The sequence below is a fragment of the Pseudomonas urethralis genome (assembly GCF_021602465.1).
GTDB classification, from domain to species: Bacteria; Pseudomonadota; Gammaproteobacteria; order Pseudomonadales; family Pseudomonadaceae; genus Aquipseudomonas; species Aquipseudomonas vlassakiae.
Genome location: NZ_BQIJ01000002.1, coordinates 347,746 through 366,498 on the forward strand (window position 1 = coordinate 347,746; position 18,753 = coordinate 366,498).

The window sequence follows — 18,753 nt, forward strand, 5'->3', positions numbered from 1 at the left end:
TTTTCTCCTCACAGGTGACCCTGTTCTGCCAACGATAGACAGCCTTCGCGACCTACGATGATGTGGTCCAGCGTCCGCACCCCGACCAGGTTCAGTGCCTCCTTCAGCTTGTGGGTCAGGTTGCGGTCCGCCTGGCTTTCGGGATCCCCTAAGGGATGGTGGTGCACCAAGACCAATGCGGTGGCGTTGCGCTCCAGGGCTGCCTTGACGGCGTCTATCAAGGTGGAGAAGGGCAGAAACCTCATGCTCGTAATCGCCCAGCAGCGCCTGCAGGTGGCTGAACACTGCCTTCGGAGAGGTCAGCGAACGCCCACGGCGCAGACGCAGATTCGCCAACTGCCGGGACACCAGTAGGATGTCGGTTTCGGTGACCAGTGACTCGACCAGGTAGGTGCCGGTCGAGTCACCGGTCTTCAGCTTGTGCAGACGCATACTGGGCTCCTTGGTATTGATCAACCGGTGGGGTATGACGCTGGGCTTGCGCCTCTAGCTTCGCGGCCAAGCTGCTTTTCACAGATCGTTGGAGAATGTTGGCGACAGGGGATTGGCCTTCCTCGACAGGGTAGAACTCCTCGACGATGGGGCCGTCATCTTCCTCGCTATCCTCGAACGCGCCATTGGCGAAGCCACGCTGCGCCGCTTCATCCAGCGCAGCTTGATCGAAGCCAGCTGCTTGTCGCTGCGTATCCAGTTCATTCGCGGATTTCAGCGCTTCGGCCATGTCCATACCGCCGCGTATCGTCAGGTCGACGTAGAAGATCGGGGTACCATGGCTCTGCCGAGTGGACTTGCCACGAAGGCGTAGTTCCAGCGGTAGGCACGCCAAGCGGTTGCCGGAGATGGCCTGGAAGTAATGCAGCCGGGCGGCGAGGGTGCGGATGCTGTTGAAGCCGGTGGTGCGAAACACAAAGCTACCGAGTGGATCCTCATCACCAATGACCACGTTCAGCCGTCCGTAGGGCCTGCAGACATTACCCCTGGCCAATGGGCAGGCATCCGGCGAAGGGCAGGGTAGGGATTGCATACCGTCTTGGGTGACGCGCTTGCAGGTCTCACCGTTACCCACGCACAGAGGTCGTCCGGACTGCCGATCAAACAGCGTGTAGTCGGCACGAAGATTCAGCTCAGGCGCGTTGAACAGCAGGCGCACCGGAATGCTGCGGAGCTTGTCGTCCTTACTCTGACGTAGGCTGTCGTTGAGCGGGTGCAATAGCCAGCCGTCCTTGCTTTGCACTTGGGAGGTGATGGTGAACTGGTCATCCTTCTCCGGCAGGCGCTTGCCGTTCTTCTCGATGACCTTGCCGATGGAGATGCGCCCGAGCACTGGGGGCGTCAGGGCTAAGCCTTTCAGCATGGTGGTTCTCCTGGGAATGAAAAAAGGCCAGCCACGCAGTGCGAACTGCATGGACTGGCCAAGGGGAGTGGAGTGAGGGAGGTGAAAATCAGCCGGCCAGGAAGCGCCGCGCACCGGGTTTCAGCAACGGGTATTTGGCCTGCAGGTACGGCTTATCCTGAAGCAGTCGAGCGACATCGAGAGCGATACTGTCCTTAGCCTTGCGCCAGCTAACATAGCCGCTGGAAAACTCTGCTCGGCTGGCATCACCCATGGCCTGCTGCAGGATCTGCTTCAGCTCAGCCTCGCGTTTTTCCTTATCGGCGATCGACTTGCGTACGGCTTTGAGCTCGATGAAGACGGCGCTCATTCCGGCGTGGTTGCTGAAGTCGATGATCTGGCCGTTATCCTCCGGATAGAGACAGCGTAATGCCCCTTCAGCAGAAGCGGTGCCATCGGCCGGCGGCGGGGTGTCGGTCTCTACGAAGTGCCAGAACCTGCGCTCCAGCTCGATCAAGCGGGCAATCATCTGCTCGTCCTTCTCAATTCGGTGCACCTCTAACTGCTGGCCCCCGAGCAACACGGCGACATCCGCCGCCTGCTTGCCGGTGACGGCGAGTTGGTGCATGACCTGCAGCACCACATATTCGGGCACGCCTTCCTTCCAGAGGCGCGCCCCGTTTATGCCGGCGGTCTTGCATTCGAGAATTTGAACATCGTCGGTCCCGATCACCTCGCGGTCGATATTGGCCAACATCCAGGGGAGTTCCGGATCGGGATGCTGCAATACGGCGTTGATGCGCCGCACCTTGTTCTTCGTGCGCTTGCTGTAATGCCAGGCCACGATGGGTTCCAAGACGTTGCCCCAGTACATCGGGCTTTCCTCATCGTGGGGATCTGCCTTCGGCAGCGTTGTATCGCGCCCAGTCTTCTCCAGCCATAACTCCAACTGCGATTTGTAGGGATTCAGCCCCACGGCAGCGGCGGCATCCGAACTGCCGATACCCTGCTTTCGAATCTGTAGCCAGTCCTCACGGGGCAACTCCTTGGTGCTGACCAGGCGCAGGGCCGGACGTTTCTTGCGAGTACTGCCGTTCAATGACGTTGCTTTCATGCGGTTCACCTTGAAGACAGAAAAACGCCTGACCAGCACAACGCTGACCGGGCGTGAGGAGAGGTAAGGAGGTTTAAGCCGCGAGTCGCAGCGCGGCATCCAAGGCGCGCTGCTTGATCTGAGCGCCCTGGCCGAACCAGGCCGAGTCCATGCGGTACTCGTTGTTGCGCGCACGGCGTTCGTGGTCGACATACTCGGTCACGGCGTTTAGCAGACCCCAAGCGGTGCCGCGGGCAGATTCGAGCTGGCTGCCTCGGCCACGTCCCTCGTACAGCTCCTGGACTTTGCGCAGCGCACGCTCGTTGGGCAGTTGCTCAGGCAACACGCCGGTCGGGCTGGTATCGCATAGCACGGTCATGAAAAATCCCAATGCCTCGTGCCACTGAACTTTGCGTTCGGCCAGCGCGCGCATGCGGTACATGAAGTCGTCCCATTGCGAGACGGCAATGCCGAGCTGTTTCTTCACTACCTTGGGGTCGAAGCGGGTGTTGTGCGGCACCTTGATCGCGCGACTGGTGCCATCCAGGGCTATGGTCAGAGTGTTATTGCACACCACTCGTACGGTGGTGGGGGTGGCTGTGGTGGCAAGGGTGCCGTCGCACGATGTGGCCAGCAGAAGATACCCATTGACTTGGTCGTTGTCCCGGAGCGCGGCGCCTTGTCCGGTACGCGCCAGTGCCCAGAACTTGCGACCTCCCTTGAGCACGCCAGCAGTTTCCAGCTCGTATCCGGAAACTTCGGTGAGGTCGCGGTAGAACTCCAAAACTTCCCGAGGCTGCACGGTGTGGTAACGCTGCGATACCACTGATAGCGGCGCCTTGGTGTCTGAGCGGTAGAGCACCTTCTGTTCCGGGAAAGAGTGGATCGCGCCAAGGTGACCGATGGCATCAGACTTGAAGTGCACGGGGCTTTCCAGGATCTGCCAGTCCATGCCCGCTTCGCGTTGCCAGACTTCGATGGGTTGTTTTTGAGTGAGTTGATTGCCCAGACCGTGCCATGGAGTGGAGCCGGCATAGGCCATGGTTTCGACGAGATGTGCCATGTGAATGATTCCTTTGGGTGTAAGACGGCATAAAGCGCTGTGCGAGGCGCAGCGCCGTCCGGACGAATGAAATGAGGAGAGGGGAGTCGGATCAGGTCGGCAGGTTGAAGCGATGGCCGCAGAGCAGACAGAGGTTGTGAGCCAGAACGTGGCGGTCGAGCGACTCGCCGAGCTGAGCACCGAGCGCGCAGCCGCCTACGCCGCCGGCCAGCCCACCTAGGATGGCGCCCGACACGGTACCAAGGGTGACGCCGACAGGACCGGCGAACGCACCGATAGCTGCGCCAGCTTGGCTACCTGCCAGGGCCGCGCTGACGCCACGTGCAACACCGCCCACGGTACCGATGGCGGCGCTGACTTTCATAGCGTGATGGAAGGATGCGACTTTGGGGGAGTGACAGCGAGGGCAGTGCAATGACATGGGGGTGAGCCTCATTGTTGGTGATGTCATTGCAGTAATGTGTGGCTAAATTTTTTTTGAATCGAAAATTGCCATGGATTCGCTATCCGAAGAGAGCCGATGGCGGCTCTCTCGAAGTGGTTTTTGTAATGTCTTTGGAGATAGCCCCTATTCGAGAACCAACCCATAATCATCGCGAAGCTCACGATCAACTAATCTGAATCGCTGCAGGTCTAAATTCTTCCAGTGACTCTCCTCTACGTGCTCAAGCAGTATCACTTGGAATCCACCATGGTTGTCCATCTTTTTAACAAAGGAGTCAAGTTCTATAAAAACCGCATCTAAGCTTTTTATGTCGTCGGTTGGGGTGCCTGATGTTGTGAAGTAAGGGGTGCTCGGCTGGTCAAATACAACAAATGATGGCATCCAGGAGGTTTTTCGCTCTTTGGCTACTTCGTGTAGCGCTAAGAAGTATGAAAGATGAAGGTAAAGGTAGTTTGAGGCGCTTCCGATGTCCGGCATTTTTTCAATGGCATCATTTTCAGCTGAGTAAAGGTTTATTATTCTCTCTGGCTCAATGAATAAGGCTTCAAATCCCTCGTACCCTTTGAGCTTTAACTTCTCTAGCCTAAGATTTATAAGTTGGTCTAAGCGTCTTTTGGCGATATCGGCCCGAGACTGGTCGTCCTCAAGCTCGGATTTGAGAGACTTAATTTTCTCGTCGATATCTTCATCTGTGAGTTCGTCGGGTAAGGCATCGGACGCATATAAGTCAATTTTTGCTTCTAGTTTTCCGATGTATTTAAAATACTCTTTGGGGGTTGCTCGGAACTTCTCAAAAGACTTAAATTTTTCTAGATCTTTCTCTAGTTTTTCGATTTCTTTTTTGTTTTCTTTTATGATTTCTTTGACTTCACCTATGAAGGGTGCGGTTTTTTTATTTTTTATTAGTTCTCGAACGTTGAGTAGTTCTCTTTGGAGGTGTGATACTAGAGAAGCTGCGTTCTGTGATCGAAAAATATGATTTTGATTTAGGTTTATTATGTCAATCGCTTTAAGCGAGTCTTCAGTGGCCTTGGCTTGATTGATGTAGTCGTTTTTGGCTTCGATGAATTTTGTGTAATTGCGATTTTTGAGCTTCAATGAAAATATTTCTTTTGTTATGACTTCGACTTCACTTTCTTGCCTAAGGGGGATGTCGGCCGAGATAGCTATCTCCTTCAGTACAGACAGAAGTGAGGAGTCTTCTTTCGGGATCGAGCCAAGTGCCCCTACTGTAACTGCTTCCTGAGCTAACTCGGAAAGCTCTTGGTGGAATATGGTACGCTTTTTTTCTAGATGTTCTTTCTTTTTTTCGAGCGATGCTTTCTTTTGTTCAAGATCTACAAGTCTTGATTTGATCAATGAGGTAGATGCGTTTTCGACCCCAAGCGCCATTCTAAATGTACGCTGTACTCGTTCTTGAAATTTCTTATCGCTGGGTTTTATATACAGATAATCAGGTGAGACGATGGTTGTTTGGTCTTGATAGCAGTGGCTTAAAAAGCTTCTGAACGAAACTTTGCTTCCCGCTCTAACAAATTTCCCGCCATACGGAACCTTAAGATCTGAATCTATTCCAAATGCTGTATTTAATATGTTTTTAAGATTTTCTAACTTTATGTTGTTGTTGGGCTCTTCCGGGATCTCGCCAGTGTCACTATAGTAAAAAGCATCTGTTAAGCCGCTGCTAATAGACGGCCGGCCGATAGTAATAATGTTGTCATTTATTTTTAGGCGTAAACCGTACCATTTTACTTTGGAGTCGATGTTTGTCTTGGATATGCCTTTTGCTTCGCTGGAAAGAAGGCAGTAGTCAATTATGTAAAGAACCGATGACTTGCCTTTTCCTGAGTCGCCGGTGATGACGTTTACATGGTTTTCTTTGAATTCCAAGTCGCGGAGAGTGCCGTTTTTCTGCCATAGGAATATATTTTTTATTTGAATGGAACTCATGCGGAAACTCCGAAATTCAAGAAAAGGTTACAAGGCGATTCTTGTAGAATTTTTGCTGCATTGGGGGCTGCGAGAGATATCTCAGCCGCTAAGAGACCGTACGTTTCTTTTGATATTCCAGGAATTTCTCTCTCTAAGATTATAGTTTGTCCCTCATTGATCCCTATCATACCGACATCTATCGCTAAGATAAGAGTGTTGACTGAGGAGAGAGTGGAGTCCAAATATAGATTTGGCATGCTTAAAAAAACCTCTGGATAAGAAACTATCAGGTCTTTCAAGCTTCGAAATTTTACGCGTTTGTCTTTTAGTATGTTTCGTATCTTTTTGTTGAAAAGAAGTGGGAGCACGAAAAGTACGTTGGGTAAGGGCATACATTTTTGAGGCATGTGTGCTAGCGTCTCTTGAAGCGCTATTGCGCCAAGGATCTCGTTTTGTATTAATGCCTTCATTGTCTGTACTTCTCTTCCCAGTCACTTCTCCATCCTAATGATGGCTTATTTGACAGCTTGATTAATTTGCCGCTTCCCATTTCTGTTGGAATTTTTTTGTCGCCGGATGAGTATTCCTTTCTACGAGAGCTACGAAGACATTGTTTTGCTGCTTTTACATGCGCTGTTTCTGTTGCATGTGGTTCTTCATGTGCCTCACCGTGAAAATCTTTCCAAGCTGAACTTATTTGAGTTTCCAAGCGGGTGTCTTCGATGGTGCTGAAATGCCCTTGTTGCTTTAAGTCTTCAATGACTTGTTCGGTTAAGACCATTTCGATACCATGGTCGAATATCTCATTTTTTGAAAAGCCCAAGTCAACAAGCTGCTTGCTAAATACGCCGTCTTTAAAGGATAGCTTGCTAATGTCTAGCTCATTAAAACGGTCGTAATAGCTTTCGAAGTCAGTTGTAAGAGATATGGCGAGTTGTATTATTCTATCAAATCCTATTTGCTTTCTTAGGCAGTCGTAGCTGATTATGGTCTTCTGAGAGGAAAGTACGTTACTGAATTGATAGATGGAAACTGCGCCCGTGAGTTCGTTTCGGACCGACTCTATTTTTTTCTCGGGAATTGCAAACGTTTTAAGTTTTCGATCTATTTTTTCAATTATTTCAATTTGGTTTGACTGGATTTGTAGTCTATCTAAGATGAAATATATGCTTTCTTTGTTGGCGTCGGCGATCGCGCGAACGTATTTTAATATAGGGTTCTCGCTGGGTTTTTCCTTACCCGCCGCTTTCGCTGATTGATTTTTTTCAAGATCTTTAGCTTCAAGGTCTTTTAGGATTTCCTTGGCTTTAGAATGTATTTGCGCTTTATTTTTTGAAGGATTTTGGAAGAGTCTTATAAATTCTTGAGTTCCAAGATTTTTGTTTGTATAGATGACGAGAGTGAGATCTTTTGATATTGGGATTTCGTCAATTGACATGTGCCAATTGAAAAGCGTTTTCCATAGATCGATATCGCGATCAGTCAGATTACCCTCTCCGATCGAGTGTTTTACTTGGATTAACGTAAGTCCCTCACAGGTGAATTTGTGAAGGTCGTCATACACTTCGATTCCCAATTCTTGTTCAGGTTCTAATTGCAATAGGTTGTAAACATAAACAAAGTCTTGATATGTAAATCCTGCGGCGCTTTTGTCGGCAGCTGTATTTTCAAAATGGCTCATTTGCTGGTCCATCACCTTGTGAATGCCAAACTCGTGATACGATGCAGTGTTAATTTATTATAAAATTATTTAAAATTTCCTGATTTTACAGTGCATAATGTCGTTTGGCCATATCTGGCCTTCCGCGAGCCCAACGTCAGCTATGGTCTGCATCATGATGACTCGATTCAGAGCAGTAGTGCGCCCAGTCTTGCATCAGCAAGATGCGCTTTGGCCATAGGGTGCCTCGCTGATAAGCGGCTTCAACGCTATCAGGGAGCTTATGGGCAAGGACATGCTCGCACACCTCGCGAGGGTGATGCGTTTGCTCCGCTGCCCAGATTCGGAAGGTTGAGCGAAAACCATGCTGCGTGAGGTGCCCCACGTCCATACGCCTCAGAACGGCAGTGAGTGACATGTCCGATAGCTGTTTGCCGCGCGGGGATGGGAACACGTATGAACTATCTGCTGTGCGTGGCAACGATTTAAGTAGCTGAACTGCTTCGGATGACAGCGGCACAGAGTGCTCCTTACCTGCCTTCATGCGTGTTGCCGGTATCGTCCATGTCGACTCTTTAAAATTGATCTCGCCCCACTCTGCGCCACGTACCTCACCTGACCGGCAAGCAGTCAGAATTGAAAATTCCAATGCTCTGGCCGAGACACCTTTGCGCTTGCCTAGCTCCCGCATAAAAGCTGGAGCTTCCGCGTAGGGGAGTGATGCGTGATGTACAACCTTCTGGACTTTGCTTCTTGCAGGTAGCTCATGCTCCAAATGACCTTTCCAGCGAGCTGGGTTTTCACCTTGGCGGTATCCGCGGAAAGTCGCCCAATCGAGAATGTTCTCGATCCGGCCTCTGAGCCGGCTGGCGGTTTCTGCCTTCGTGTACCAGAACTGTGCGGGTTCGCTAGGCGAACCGACTTGTTGCTGTAGGAGCTTCAACACCAGGTTCGTGTCGACCGCTCCGATAGCCAGTTCACCGATGATTGGATAGGCATAGGCCTCAAGCGTATTTTCCCACTGCTGGACGTGTTTCGGATTTTTCCAGCCCGCACGGTTGGCTTGGATGTAGGCTAGCGCACACTCTTTGAAGGTCTTATGCCGGGCAGCCTCAAGCTTGGCTTCCTGCTGCTTCGCCTTTTTTGCTTCGAGAGGGTCGATACCCTCAAGCAGGCTTTTTCGATGCTCGAGGCTCTTCGAGCGCGCTTCGCTGAGAGAAACGGTGTGGACAGGGCCAAGTCCCATGTCGCGGGTCTTGCCGTTTCTGGTATAGCGGAACACCCAGGACTTGCCGCCGAGCTTGCTGATCTGTAACCAGAGACCGCCACCATCCCCGTAATAGCCAGGTTCCTTTGCTTTTTGCACCGCGAGAGCGGAGAGTTTGTTGATGCCACGCGCCATGACTCATACCCATTTTTCTACCCACGTTTTATAGCCGGATTTGAGTAGATGATGCAAGACGTTGGTGGACGTTATATGGAGTGGATGCCAGTAAAATCAGGGTCTCCATGGAGGTATGTGGACGTTGATGGATATTGCTCAGGCGGACTACGCTTCCGCCATATTCAAAGCCCTGATTATTCAGGGCTTTTTGCGTTTTTGGGGGCATAGAAAAACGACCCATGGGAACACCCTTGGAATGGTTTATTTCGGACGCGCTTCCGATACTTTCCTACTTGGTCGGTTTCGCCAGAGCTCCAACTCGGCGATAAACCCGCTCGGTAATGTCGCCCTTGGTGTGACCCAGCAGCAGGCTGGCATGGTCGACATCGACGATTTCGGATGCTGCTTTCGGGCGGATGTCACGGAACTGGAATTGGCTAATACGGCCAGCCAGGACCTGGTCACCGGCGGCAACTGCTGCCTTAACTGCCTCTTCCCTCGCATCGTCCCAGCGATGGCGAAGCATGGCGGCCGTGACGCGTTTTCCCGACTCGGTCAGCAGGAGATACGGCGAGCCGTGCGACGCGTTCCGCTCCAGCATCTTCCGGATCAAGGCGCCCAGGGCCGCTTTCGACTCCATCCACCTCAAGCATGATCCTCAGCTTCTTGTGGGTCTTCTTCTGCTTCACGCCGAGGGCTTTGTCCTCGATGTCATCACTTCTCATCACCAGCACGTCCGCCGGACGCTGGCCCGTCAAATACGCCAAGTCCATGGCGTCCTTCAGCTCATTCACCGCCTTTGCATGAACCGCTTTCCAGATCGCATCGTTCGCGTAGAAGTCTCTGGGCACGGCCTTGGCTTCGATCCTCAAGATGACGAGATCGTGGTCGACTTCTTCTGCGGTGGCGGCGGTGCCGGTACCGGGTTGGAAATGGGCTTGGGCCGCCCGGTGGTGGGACGCCAATACGCCCGCATGAAATTGGGCTGAAATGTAGACATGGGTGGTCTTCGCCGGCGAGGCGTCATCGTTTGAGAGGGTGGTATGCTTCGCTGCAAACCATTCAGGGAGAACGGGCTTGAGCGAAGAACAGAAGAGCTGGTTATGGCCTAAATACTGGCGGCTAATCGGCGCAGCGGTGATTGTTGGCAGCGGATATGGTGGCGGATTTCTACCGCATTGGTTGTGGATTATCCCAGTCCTAGGCGCAACGCTCGGGATGTTTTTCATCAGCAGCACCATTGATAGCTACCTGACCTGCCCAGGGGAGTGCCATGACTGGTACTGCCACGAGTACCATTGCAAGAAGAACAAGCCCAAGAGCTGATCCATGGCCGGAGGGTCAGGCCCGGCGAACCTTGAAGCCGAACATGCACTCGATGTCGTGGTACTCACAGCGCTCATAGGCCTTGTACTTGGCCTGCGACGGGGTGCTAGCGAAAACATCGACGATGGTGCGGTTGGTGATGTCCCACCAGTCCCAGCCAGTGACCAGCACCTGGTAGCGCTTCAGGGGAAGCTTCTCGGCCATCTCGCCGTACTGCATTTCCCAGGTGGGGTGGTAGTTGCGGATGCGCTTCTTCGGGTCGCTGTCGAGGATTACGCCGATGTAGGGGCCACGGTCGGCCATGATCACGCCTGGTTCACCGTTGGCGATCACGCGCCGCCCGATCTCGGCCGGCACGTCGTAGTGGCGGCGAACGTAGTCGCAGTTGTAGTTGCTCATGGCTTTCTCCAAACATGCGCCGCCCTCCGTGGCCGGATGCGGCATGGTGGCTATTGGGAGTTGGATTGGGTATTACGGCTTTCCGGTACCTGTCGTGCACTAAAGAGGTATATATGGCAAGTGACCGTGAGGTTGCGCTGGAGCAAGCTCTCATTGCTGTAATTGCAGCGGCGATGGAACAGAACTGCAATGGTAGGAAGCTCGTAGATCGAGCAGCCGGGCTACTCAGAGGAGAGAGCGTGGTGCTGCTTGCGGGGCGTCCCCATGTAGCAATGTCGATTAGGGAAATCGATGAAGCGTTCAATGAAGTGCTGTATCTCCCCGGTTCGGACTGACGCCCATGTCAAATGGTACGCGCCGCCCTCCGTGGCAGGATTCGGCGTGGTGGCAATTTGGTTTGGGATGGGGTATTACGGGTGACCGACATGGGGCCGGAACAGGGAGTGAGCAGTGGGTAAGCGCAATTTAACCGGGGTTAAGAATCCGCGCCGGGTAATGGCTGGGAAAATCGCATATGAGCGCCGTAAAGCGGCACAGGACGAAGCAGACAAGGAGGCGATGAAGTGGATTTCGCCAATCATTCTGGTCCTATTTGTAATCGGCCTGTTTGTCGCGTTAGCAAAGTGAGCATCAGCTATCTGAGGTGAGCCGTAAGGCCTCTCGCGCACGAAAATTCTCAAGCTGCCGCGCCACAGCCAGTGACACCGTGATTTCGTGACGCGGCGATGTCAGCAACGGCAGCGCGCCGCCCATAGAATTGCTACTCGACGATGCAGATCCAGCGATGATTTCGCCGGTATGGCGCTCTGGTAAATGCAACGTCTGTTACGAGTTCCATGCCGCGCTCTTGGAGTGCTTTGGTCAGTTGAGCGAGTGTCTCTGCCTGGATAGTCATTGCTGTTACCTCGTCAGATTTACTGCGTTCATAATTCCTGACCGAGCAGGCAATTAGCTGATTCAATTTTTTTGACTGCTTTGAAGATGCATCGGGGTGTGATCTGGTATTGAGCGCCCCGTATCCGCGTTTCGGCGCATCCATCTAGGCGCTTGGGTTCCAGCGGCCACGTCTCACAGATCACACTCCGATGCAGCCTGCGATGGGGAGCAGGGCATCGGGCAGTTAACGTCAGGCGGACGTGGCGCTGGTTATTCAGTGCTGCAGTGAACCGCGGCCATATGGCTTGAAGCAGCAAGCGCAAACTGTAACCCCCGTCTCCTGCTCGATCTCAATAGCTCGAGCGGCTCTGCGGGCTGCGTAGCCAGAAACGCCTGCGCGCTCTGCTTCTTCAGCCACTTTCAGCCATTGGGCGATTGCAGGATGAGGAACAGGTCGACCCTCAAGATCAATTTCTATCTGCATCGTCTTGCCCTCCAGGGCGTTGATTTCCCGTCTGGCCCTGTGGCCAAGGCCAGCCAGTGAAATCCGTGTTTCTCCGCACCCGCTTACCAGGTCATTCACTCAGTTCGGTCAACACCTCCTCCGCCGTCGCAGTGGGCTGCGCGTGGGCAGGCTTTCGGGCCTGTCGGATCGCCGGTCTGGTTATGGTTCGTTGATTGAATTGTCGGCATTGAGTGCCGGAGCAAACTACGGTGGGCAAATAGCTGTTGACTATGCCACCAGCGAGATGGGGTTCCGTTCACTCATGGGGCCGTCCAGCTTCAGCGCCTGGCGCAAGATCTACCACGATGGCAATACAACCCGTGCCGCCGACGGCACCCTGAAGGCGATCTGACTATGACCCGAGCAGCAATCAACATCTTAGGCAATGGCTCGATCATCGACGTCACTTCGCTTGGGCGGGCTGACCTGACTGTCGAGCACCCTGGCCCGGGGCAATACTTGGTATTTGGCACGCTCGGCATGTGCCCTCCGCCAGAGGGCTGGGGTTATGTGATCAATCAGATGGACGCTGGCGCATCCGTGGCCACCTCGTATGCCGATGGTGTGCTGCTGGTGAGCGTGGCAAAGGAAGGCGAGCCAGCCGACTTGCTGCACAGCATCACCTTGCATGTGTCCGTCGATGAGCTGGCGCCGCCCGCCCTGCCTCCTGTTCAGGAGCTCGATCCTGCCGACGCCCTAGTCCTGGCTCATGCCGAGATTGCACAGCGCCGCGCTGTTGCCGATGCTGCAATTGCGCCGTTGCAGGATGCCGTCGACCTCGACATAGCGACTGACCAAGAGGCGGTCCTTCTGGAGGCATGGAAGCGGTACCGCGTTGCCCTCAACCGGTTACCCGAACAGTCTCAGTATCCCGACATCATAACGTGGCCTACACAGCCTCTTTGATGGTTGTGCGAGATATTTGATATCTTTTGAAAGCGCCACATAGTGGTTTCTCGATAATCGAGAAGCTGACCATTGAAATTCCTAGTGTCAGAGCGCATACGCAGAGCATGAGGACGTAATCATTTACCTGGAATTGTTCTGATATATAAATTGCTAAGCAGATCACAAGTACATGAGAAAGGTATGTGGAGTACGACCAATCGCCAAGTTTGACAAGGAAGTTATGTTTAGGGAAAAACCGCTCTTGGGAAACGGCTGCACACAGAATGACGGCGCAGGGCAGCCCGCTTTTATATGGGTCATGTGAAACTGGTCCTGCGTACGCGATAGTGCAAATTGCCAAAAGAACGGCCGAAACGGCTAGAGCTGGTGTTATGCGGAATATTAGTCCTCGTTGATAGGCGATCTGAATTGCAACTCCTAGCAAGAATTCCCAAACAATAGCGTTCTTGTAGAAAGAGAACGGTTCGCCGGCTTTGCTTGCAGCGAATTGGATCAGTGCTACGCCTGCGAATAGCGAGGCTATTCGCATCTTTTGGGGAAGAAATAGCGAAATGAAAAATACTGCGTAGAAGGATATTTCATAATTTAGCGTCCATCCAACAGTCATTAAAGGATAAAGACCTATGCCTGACGGGTTTTGTGCTGGAATGAAGAAAAGACTTTTTATCAGGAAAATTGGCTCAAGAGATGTAAGCGGTATTGAGTTGGGCGCATAGATCAAGATGGCTGCCGTGATCAGGGTGAATACCCAGTATGCCGGGACTATCCTAATAAGACGGTTTTTTGCGAAGTCGGCTGGCGAGGTGAGTTTTTTAGAGGCTGAAGCGTAGATCACGAAGCCACTTATTATGAAAAAAAGATCAACTCCAATAGCGCCATATTTGTGGAGAATTTCCGACGCGATTCCCGATGTGGAGGACTTATAGTAAAGCTGAATTATATGATGCCCAACTACTAGCCACGCAGCCAGAGCTCTCAGTATTTGAATGGAGTTAAGCATTTTTCTGAGTTCAAAAGAAACGCATTCTACAGCCGTTTTTTGGATTAACCAATCCACAAGGGGCTATACGAAAAAATCGCATGAATAGGACTGATGTAAATCATTCTCAAAGCCCGCGCAGTAGCGGGCATTTTTTTGCCTGGAGAAAAAAGCCATGACTCAATCCCAGCCCCGAGGCGTCCGTAATCGGAACCCCGGCAACATCGATTTCAACCCGCGCAACGACTGGCAGGGAGCCTGGTGGCCGCTTCGCAATCTTCGATACGCCCGAGAATGGCATTCGCGCCCTGGGCAAGTTGCTCATCAACTACCGGGGCAAGGACGGCATGCCCGGCGTGGGCGGGAAGGGTATCGACACGGTGCTCGAAACCATCAACCGCTGGGCACCGAGCAACGAGAACGACACCCAGGCATATGCAGCCGCCGTGGCAAAGCGCATTGGCGTGCGCACCACCGCCCCGATCGACATCCGAAACCCGGCCACGCTGAAGGGAATGGTGATCAGCATCATCATCCACGAGAACGGTGGCAACCCATACCCGCCGGCGGTCATTGACGAGGGCGTGCGGAGGGCCTTGGCATGAAGTCGTGGGCAATCAGATCGTTGATCCTGCTGGCGCTGCTCGCGTCCTATTGGGGCGTGTACCAGCACGGCAGGGCAGTGGAACGCGCCGAAGCCGTCCAGGCTTCAGCCGAACGTGACAGTGGCGACCGCCTGGCCGAGGTGATCGGTGAGCGCGGCGCCCGCCAGGAAGAACAACGACGCGCCCAAGCGCAGGAGGAGATCCCGAGCACAGCAGCGTCCAGATGCTCCTGGCAAGACTTGCAGTTTCAAAATCGATGCATCTATCGCACGGCGCAGACCCTTCCGATCCCGACTGACACCTGCTGACACCAGTCGCCTGCCGCTATCTGCACGGCGCCTGATCCCGACAGCCTCGGGCTAATGGGCGCTTTGCGAGGTGATTTGTCCCCCCGGCCATTGCTAATTTCTTGGGTTCCGCTAAGTTATACAAGACCTGTACAAATGCGAGGTATTGTACATGTTTTGCCAGTGGCCTTTGACCCTGTACTTCGACGGCGCGTGCCCATTGTGCTCCAGGGAGGTGGCCTTCCTGCGCAGGCGCTCCACCGCAGCAAAGCTCATCCTGATCGATATCGCTGGCGATAACTTCGATCCCGGCCCTTTGGGCCTGACGATCGAACAATTGAGATCGTGCTTGCACGCAAGGTTCGCGAACGATCAGTGGGTCACAGGCTTGGACGCAACCCTGTGGACTTGGCGTGCTGCGGGTGTGGGAATCTGGGCAGCTCCACTGGCCTGGCGTCCGCTACGTCCTGTGCTTTCGGTCTTTTACAGATTGTTCTGTCTTTTGAGGCCTAGTTTGGCCTGGCTACCTCATCCCAAGGGTGGGCAACGTTGCAAAGGTGAGGAATCCAAATGTCACGTTCGCTAGCCGAGAATTATCGTGAAATCCTTGTCGGCGTGGGTGAAAACCCGCAGCGAGAAGGCCTCTTGGATACGCCCCAACGTGCTGCTAAAGCGATGCAATACCTCTGCAATGGTTACACCCGGAGCCTGGATGAGATAGTCAATGGTGCCTTGTTCGAAAGTCAGAACGATGAGATGGTCGTGGTTCGTGATATTGAACTGTACTCATTATGTGAGCATCACATGTTGCCGTTTATTGGAAAGGCGCATGTTGCTTATCTGCCAACAGGGCGTGTATTAGGTCTTTCCAAAGTGGCACGCTTAGTTGATATGTTTGCCCGCCGTTTGCAGATTCAAGAGAATTTAACTAGACAGATTGCATGTGCCATACAAGAAGTGACTGACGCTGCAGGGGTTGGGGTAGTGATCGAGGCAAAGCACATGTGCATGATGATGCGAGGTGTAGAAAAGCAGAACTCGGTGATGATTTCATCGGTAATGCTTGGTGAGTTCCGAGAGTCCCCGACTACCCGTCACGAATTCCTGAAGCTCATTGGGCGACACACCTGAACATTCATCCTGAGCCTTAGAGGAGTGACGTACCAATGCGTACTGTTTCCGATTCGTTATCTCCACGTCGCTTTACCGTCTTGGGTTACAGTGGATTGCTGCCATTTGTTGGTTTGACACTGCTGATTTGTTTGGCGGCTGAGTCTCGAGAGTTTCTGTCTATTGCGTTGGTTGGCTATGGGGCTGTGATACTGAGTTTTGTGGGCGCTCTGCATTGGGGGTTCGCTATGATGCTACAGGGCTTGCCTGCGGCTGAGCGGCAGGAGAGGCTCGTGTGGAGTTTGATTCCAGCCCTTATCGGTTGGGTTGGCATGTTGTTACCTGTGCCATGGGGCTGCTTGCTTTTATGCTTTGGCTTTATTGGACACCTTTGGCAAGATCGTAAATTGATGAATATTTTGCCTGAGTGGTATTTTCCTATGCGAATGAGTTTAACGATTGTGGCGAGCTTGTGTTTGATTATTGGTGCGCTGGTAGTGTTTTTTAAGAATTGAAACTACTGTTCCGATGTCACCACCAAAGTAACAATTGAAGTGTCACCATCCAGGCCATACCAGCCCTGTCGTTCGGAAGTGCTGGCTCGGGAAGCTGGCTCTCCAGGCTCTGTACGCAATTCCGAGAAACCCAATCGCCGCCACAAGATTGCTGAGATTTGTAGAGTCCCGCGCCATCAACGTAAAGGAATTCGGTGATGGCAAAGCGTTACGGACTCTCGGACGAGGCCTGGGGTGTGATCTCCGATCTCTTCATCGAAACCCATGGTCGGGGGCGGCCGCGACTGAGCGATCGCCTGATTCAGCACGTCCGCAGTACGCTGGCCCGTCAATCCGCCAGATCCAGGGTGACCTGTCAGCTCATGCAGGGCATATCGGCAAGATCTTCATCGACATTTACGAACGCTAAAGGCGCTACGGCGGTCAATGTTTATGCAGCCAGCGCCCGGGAGGATCTACCCGTATTGGTATCAATTTGCCGGCAGGAGATCATTGAGCTCAAGTCCGCAGCCCGGTGAACCATCACCAATACCCAGGAACGCCTGGATGAGCTTGCCGGTGATGATCCCCACGCAGACATGACGAGCACTGGGCAGCTGATCACGTCAGAGATGAGACAGCGAATCGGCATGAAACAGAAGGAGTAGAGCGATGGACAACTACCACGTCAGCCCCACTGCAGACGGCTGGGAGCTAAAAAAGGCCGGTGCTGAGCGGGCGTCGAAACGCAGCAGCACGAAGCAGGAGCTGGTAGGTTCCCTTTCCGAGTTCTTCGAAGGCAAGACGGCCTCGGTGAAAATCCATAAGGCAGATGGCAGCATTGAAGAAGAACGCACCTATCCTCGCTCCGCTGATCCGAGGCGAACCAAGGGGTGACTCCCGTCACGCCTGCGGGCCTGGGCATTGACTTGCAGGAAGCTCAGAGCCGGGGACTCTACAAGTGGTTGCTCGCCAGCTTCCTCGTTGGGAAGAGGATTCGCTCGACAGTGGCGCTCGAGGCATACCGCAATCTAGTGGATCGACATGGCCTGAACTGCCCCGGAAGGCTAGCTCGGTGCGCTCACCGAGACTTGGTGCGATTGCTGGGGCAGGCTGGCTATGCACGGTATGACGAATCCACGGCGAGGCGGCTCAAGACGCTGGGTGTGCGCCTTGAGTCTGAGTTGCATCAGTTCCACACGCCTGGTCAGCCGATGGATGTCGATAAATTAAAAGTATGGCTTTTGAGCTTCGACGGAATCGGGCCGAAAACCTTGGAGATTTTCCTGCGCGAAGCTGGGCCACTTCTGTACCAGGGATCACCGCAATCCCCGATGCGTTGATCGGATCGGGTGCCAGATGGCTCATTAGCGGTTGCGTAGGGTATCTAGAGCAGGAGACCAGATGGTATGGCCACACCGGGTGCAAGAGACTGAGTCCTGCGCCTCGTGGTAAGTCGGAAATCCGCAGTTCACGCAGCAGTAGAGGCCTGCAGTCTGGGGTGATGCAAACTCTGACCGGTGTTCTTCAGGGAGCACCGATAGGCCAGGACGAGTGTCTTCCGCAGCGTAAAAATAAAGGCTGAGATCCCCATCGGTTTCCAACAGGCCAAGACGTACCTGGCCCAAGTGCTCCACACCTTGTTGACGAAGCTCCATGAACAGTTCATTGGAGGATATGTTCAGGTTCCGCAGAGAATGGATTTCATACATCCCATCCTTCACCACCGTGATGGGTAAGCCATCGATCCACGCCTCACAGGTTTTGCTTCCCCTCATGAGGTAAAGGGTGCCGCGATAGAGCAGCAATAGCGTGAGGAAAACGAGCGCGACCGGAAGCAGGGGCACATCTTCGTAAAAGGTCACATCGCCTGCTGCAGAACCAAGGGTAAGAATGACGACGAGTTCGAATCGGGAGAGCTGTCTGATTCCACGGCGGCCACTGAACTTCAAGAAGAAGAATACGGCCAGGAATGCTACAGAAACCCGCAGGGCAACCTCGAGAAGGAAGGTTAGCGGAAGCTCGCCAATCAGCATCCGTTGCAGATCGAATGTGACCATTCTCTATCCCGTTTTTCATTGTTGTTCAAGCAGCGGGCAGGCCGCTCCTCTAGCGCTGGCTGATCGGTATAGAGAGTCTTGAAACCAACGAAGAATTCAATTCCGGTCGCGATCGGCAACGAAGCATTCGCGCCTGAGCAGCTCTAGAGGCGGCAAGCCAAAAAGCCCAGCAAACGCTGGGCTTTTGAAAACGCTAGGTTTATGCCGCATTGGAGTTGCCAAGTCATCGATCATTCTTTGAAGAAGATCTGACAGCGTTGGATAGACCTCTTGAATTGTGGTCACCTGGAGTC

The 18,753-nt window shown here is 53.2% G+C and carries 22 protein-coding genes and 3 pseudogenes; 12 read left to right on the top strand and 13 right to left on the bottom strand.

Translation table 11 applies throughout. The features are described 5' to 3' along the window. Positions 1-8: 8 nt before the first annotated feature. The 10 genes and pseudogenes from L6D64_RS04385 to L6D64_RS04430 all read right to left on the bottom strand — a co-directional run. A pseudogene (locus tag L6D64_RS04385) lies at positions 9-432 on the bottom strand (JAB domain-containing protein). Beyond that, positions 404-1,354: a recombination directionality factor gene (locus L6D64_RS04390; protein WP_176508812.1), complete on the bottom strand. Its 951-nt coding sequence runs from the start codon at positions 1,352-1,354 to the stop codon at positions 404-406. Before L6D64_RS04390 ends, L6D64_RS04385 begins: the two are co-directional and overlap by 29 nt. A gap of 88 nt (positions 1,355-1,442) precedes the next feature. After that, positions 1,443-2,447, bottom strand: a complete 1,005-nt coding sequence (locus L6D64_RS04395) for a YqaJ viral recombinase family nuclease (RefSeq protein WP_176508811.1) — start codon at positions 2,445-2,447, stop codon at positions 1,443-1,445. 73 nt (positions 2,448-2,520) lie between these two features. Further along, on the bottom strand, positions 2,521-3,489 hold the full coding sequence (locus L6D64_RS04400; protein WP_176508810.1) for a DUF932 domain-containing protein: 969 nt from the start codon (positions 3,487-3,489) through the stop codon (positions 2,521-2,523). A gap of 91 nt (positions 3,490-3,580) precedes the next feature. Then, the gene (locus tag L6D64_RS04405; RefSeq protein ID WP_236192345.1) at positions 3,581-3,853 is read right to left on the bottom strand and encodes a hypothetical protein; all 273 of its coding nucleotides are present in this window, start codon (positions 3,851-3,853) and stop codon (positions 3,581-3,583) included. A 204-nt stretch (positions 3,854-4,057) separates the two neighbouring features. Continuing rightward, a complete protein-coding gene (locus tag L6D64_RS04410; protein WP_176508808.1) occupies positions 4,058-5,884 on the bottom strand; it encodes a DUF3732 domain-containing protein in 1,827 nt (608 codons plus the stop codon). After that, positions 5,881-6,336, bottom strand: coding sequence for a hypothetical protein (locus L6D64_RS04415; protein ID WP_176508807.1), 456 nt, complete (start codon positions 6,334-6,336; stop codon positions 5,881-5,883). The genes L6D64_RS04410 and L6D64_RS04415 overlap by 4 nt, the downstream gene beginning before the upstream one ends. Further along, positions 6,333-7,547 carry a hypothetical protein gene (locus L6D64_RS04420; protein WP_176508806.1) on the bottom strand — a complete coding sequence of 405 codons (1,215 nt, stop codon included), beginning with the start codon at positions 7,545-7,547 and terminating at the stop codon, positions 6,333-6,335. Before L6D64_RS04420 ends, L6D64_RS04415 begins: the two co-directional genes overlap by 4 nt. Before the next feature lie 136 nt (positions 7,548-7,683). Beyond that, positions 7,684-8,928: a tyrosine-type recombinase/integrase gene (locus L6D64_RS04425; RefSeq protein ID WP_176508805.1), complete on the bottom strand. Its 1,245-nt coding sequence runs from the start codon at positions 8,926-8,928 to the stop codon at positions 7,684-7,686. A gap of 271 nt (positions 8,929-9,199) precedes the next feature. After that, positions 9,200-9,767, bottom strand: a pseudogene (locus L6D64_RS04430) (tyrosine-type recombinase/integrase); the annotation flags it as partial. Positions 9,768-9,987: 220 nt separating this feature from the next. On the opposite strand from L6D64_RS04430, the gene L6D64_RS04435 reads away from it, so the two are divergent. Next, positions 9,988-10,236 carry a hypothetical protein gene (locus tag L6D64_RS04435; RefSeq protein WP_236192346.1) on the top strand — a complete coding sequence of 83 codons (249 nt, stop codon included), beginning with the start codon at positions 9,988-9,990 and terminating at the stop codon, positions 10,234-10,236. 15 nt (positions 10,237-10,251) lie between these two features. Here L6D64_RS04435 and L6D64_RS04440 read toward each other — a convergent pair whose 3' ends face one another. After that, positions 10,252-10,635: a hypothetical protein gene (locus tag L6D64_RS04440; RefSeq protein ID WP_176508804.1), complete on the bottom strand. Its 384-nt coding sequence runs from the start codon at positions 10,633-10,635 to the stop codon at positions 10,252-10,254. Between the two features lie 113 nt (positions 10,636-10,748). On the opposite strand from L6D64_RS04440, the gene L6D64_RS04445 reads away from it, so the two are divergent. The 4 genes from L6D64_RS04445 (at position 10,749) to L6D64_RS04460 (ending at position 12,922) form a co-directional block, all read left to right on the top strand. Then, the gene (locus L6D64_RS04445) at positions 10,749-10,970 is read left to right on the top strand and encodes a hypothetical protein (protein WP_176508803.1); all 222 of its coding nucleotides are present in this window, start codon (positions 10,749-10,751) and stop codon (positions 10,968-10,970) included. 115 nt (positions 10,971-11,085) lie between these two features. Then, entirely contained in the window at positions 11,086-11,262 is a 177-nt protein-coding gene (locus L6D64_RS04450; RefSeq protein ID WP_176508802.1) for a hypothetical protein, read from the top strand. A 941-nt stretch (positions 11,263-12,203) separates the two neighbouring features. Further along, positions 12,204-12,368, top strand: a complete 165-nt coding sequence (locus L6D64_RS04455) for a hypothetical protein (RefSeq protein ID WP_176508801.1) — start codon at positions 12,204-12,206, stop codon at positions 12,366-12,368. A gap of 2 nt (positions 12,369-12,370) precedes the next feature. Then, positions 12,371-12,922, top strand: a complete 552-nt coding sequence (locus L6D64_RS04460; RefSeq protein WP_176508800.1) for a tail fiber assembly protein — start codon at positions 12,371-12,373, stop codon at positions 12,920-12,922. Here L6D64_RS04460 and L6D64_RS04465 read toward each other — a convergent pair. After that, positions 12,906-13,925, bottom strand: coding sequence for an acyltransferase family protein (locus L6D64_RS04465; protein ID WP_176508799.1), 1,020 nt, complete (start codon positions 13,923-13,925; stop codon positions 12,906-12,908). The genes L6D64_RS04460 and L6D64_RS04465 overlap by 17 nt on opposite strands. A 154-nt stretch (positions 13,926-14,079) precedes the next feature. Here L6D64_RS04465 and L6D64_RS04470 point away from each other — a divergent pair. From L6D64_RS04470 to L6D64_RS04500, 7 genes and pseudogenes are all read left to right on the top strand, one after another. Further along, positions 14,080-14,509 (top strand): annotated as a pseudogene (locus L6D64_RS04470) (structural protein P5). Then, on the top strand, positions 14,506-14,817 hold the full coding sequence (locus tag L6D64_RS04475) for a DUF2514 family protein (RefSeq protein WP_276575129.1): 312 nt from the start codon (positions 14,506-14,508) through the stop codon (positions 14,815-14,817). The pseudogene L6D64_RS04470 and the gene L6D64_RS04475 overlap by 4 nt, the downstream one beginning before the upstream one ends. A gap of 151 nt (positions 14,818-14,968) precedes the next feature. Next, a complete protein-coding gene (locus tag L6D64_RS04480; protein ID WP_176508798.1) occupies positions 14,969-15,382 on the top strand; it encodes a thiol-disulfide oxidoreductase DCC family protein in 414 nt (137 codons plus the stop codon). Beyond that, positions 15,367-15,927: a GTP cyclohydrolase I FolE gene (gene folE, locus L6D64_RS04485; protein ID WP_176508797.1), complete on the top strand. Its 561-nt coding sequence runs from the start codon at positions 15,367-15,369 to the stop codon at positions 15,925-15,927. Before L6D64_RS04480 ends, folE begins: the two co-directional genes overlap by 16 nt. Before the next feature lie 35 nt (positions 15,928-15,962). Next, the gene (locus tag L6D64_RS04490) at positions 15,963-16,421 is read left to right on the top strand and encodes a DUF3429 domain-containing protein (protein WP_176508796.1); all 459 of its coding nucleotides are present in this window, start codon (positions 15,963-15,965) and stop codon (positions 16,419-16,421) included. 197 nt (positions 16,422-16,618) lie between these two features. Further along, complete coding sequence (locus L6D64_RS04495) at positions 16,619-16,939, top strand: hypothetical protein (RefSeq protein ID WP_236192347.1); 321 nt, start codon at positions 16,619-16,621, stop codon at positions 16,937-16,939. 133 nt (positions 16,940-17,072) lie between these two features. Further along, the gene (locus L6D64_RS04500) at positions 17,073-17,297 is read left to right on the top strand and encodes a DUF2188 domain-containing protein (protein ID WP_176508795.1); all 225 of its coding nucleotides are present in this window, start codon (positions 17,073-17,075) and stop codon (positions 17,295-17,297) included. A 470-nt stretch (positions 17,298-17,767) separates the two neighbouring features. Here L6D64_RS04500 and L6D64_RS04510 read toward each other — a convergent pair whose 3' ends face one another. Further along, positions 17,768-18,460: a DUF421 domain-containing protein gene (locus L6D64_RS04510; RefSeq protein ID WP_176508794.1), complete on the bottom strand. Its 693-nt coding sequence runs from the start codon at positions 18,458-18,460 to the stop codon at positions 17,768-17,770. Between the last annotated feature and the right edge of the window lie 293 nt (positions 18,461-18,753).

What these genes read in the sequence shown, in the direction of transcription:
- L6D64_RS04390 (WP_176508812.1), bottom strand. Translation starts at nt 1,354, where the DNA reads ATGCTGAAAGGCTTAGCCCTGACGCCCCCAGTGCTCGGGCGCATCTCC.
- L6D64_RS04395 (WP_176508811.1), bottom strand. Translation starts at nt 2,447, where the DNA reads ATGAAAGCAACGTCATTGAACGGCAGTACTCGCAAGAAACGTCCGGCC.
- L6D64_RS04400 (WP_176508810.1), bottom strand. Translation starts at nt 3,489, where the DNA reads ATGGCACATCTCGTCGAAACCATGGCCTATGCCGGCTCCACTCCATGG.
- L6D64_RS04405 (WP_236192345.1), bottom strand. Translation starts at nt 3,853, where the DNA reads ATGAAAGTCAGCGCCGCCATCGGTACCGTGGGCGGTGTTGCACGTGGC.
- L6D64_RS04410 (WP_176508808.1), bottom strand. Translation starts at nt 5,884, where the DNA reads ATGAGTTCCATTCAAATAAAAAATATATTCCTATGGCAGAAAAACGGC.
- L6D64_RS04415 (WP_176508807.1), bottom strand. Translation starts at nt 6,336, where the DNA reads ATGAAGGCATTAATACAAAACGAGATCCTTGGCGCAATAGCGCTTCAA.
- L6D64_RS04420 (WP_176508806.1), bottom strand. Translation starts at nt 7,547, where the DNA reads ATGAGCCATTTTGAAAATACAGCTGCCGACAAAAGCGCCGCAGGATTT.
- L6D64_RS04425 (WP_176508805.1), bottom strand. Translation starts at nt 8,928, where the DNA reads ATGGCGCGTGGCATCAACAAACTCTCCGCTCTCGCGGTGCAAAAAGCA.
- L6D64_RS04440 (WP_176508804.1), bottom strand. Translation starts at nt 10,635, where the DNA reads ATGAGCAACTACAACTGCGACTACGTTCGCCGCCACTACGACGTGCCG.
- L6D64_RS04445 (WP_176508803.1), top strand. Translation starts at nt 10,749, where the DNA reads ATGGCAAGTGACCGTGAGGTTGCGCTGGAGCAAGCTCTCATTGCTGTA.
- L6D64_RS04460 (WP_176508800.1), top strand. Translation starts at nt 12,371, where the DNA reads ATGACCCGAGCAGCAATCAACATCTTAGGCAATGGCTCGATCATCGAC.
- L6D64_RS04465 (WP_176508799.1), bottom strand. Translation starts at nt 13,925, where the DNA reads ATGCTTAACTCCATTCAAATACTGAGAGCTCTGGCTGCGTGGCTAGTA.
- L6D64_RS04475 (WP_276575129.1), top strand. Translation starts at nt 14,506, where the DNA reads ATGAAGTCGTGGGCAATCAGATCGTTGATCCTGCTGGCGCTGCTCGCG.
- L6D64_RS04480 (WP_176508798.1), top strand. Translation starts at nt 14,969, where the DNA reads ATGTTTTGCCAGTGGCCTTTGACCCTGTACTTCGACGGCGCGTGCCCA.
- folE (WP_176508797.1), top strand. Translation starts at nt 15,367, where the DNA reads ATGTCACGTTCGCTAGCCGAGAATTATCGTGAAATCCTTGTCGGCGTG.
- L6D64_RS04490 (WP_176508796.1), top strand. Translation starts at nt 15,963, where the DNA reads ATGCGTACTGTTTCCGATTCGTTATCTCCACGTCGCTTTACCGTCTTG.
- L6D64_RS04495 (WP_236192347.1), top strand. Translation starts at nt 16,619, where the DNA reads ATGGCAAAGCGTTACGGACTCTCGGACGAGGCCTGGGGTGTGATCTCC.
- L6D64_RS04500 (WP_176508795.1), top strand. Translation starts at nt 17,073, where the DNA reads ATGGACAACTACCACGTCAGCCCCACTGCAGACGGCTGGGAGCTAAAA.
- L6D64_RS04510 (WP_176508794.1), bottom strand. Translation starts at nt 18,460, where the DNA reads ATGGTCACATTCGATCTGCAACGGATGCTGATTGGCGAGCTTCCGCTA.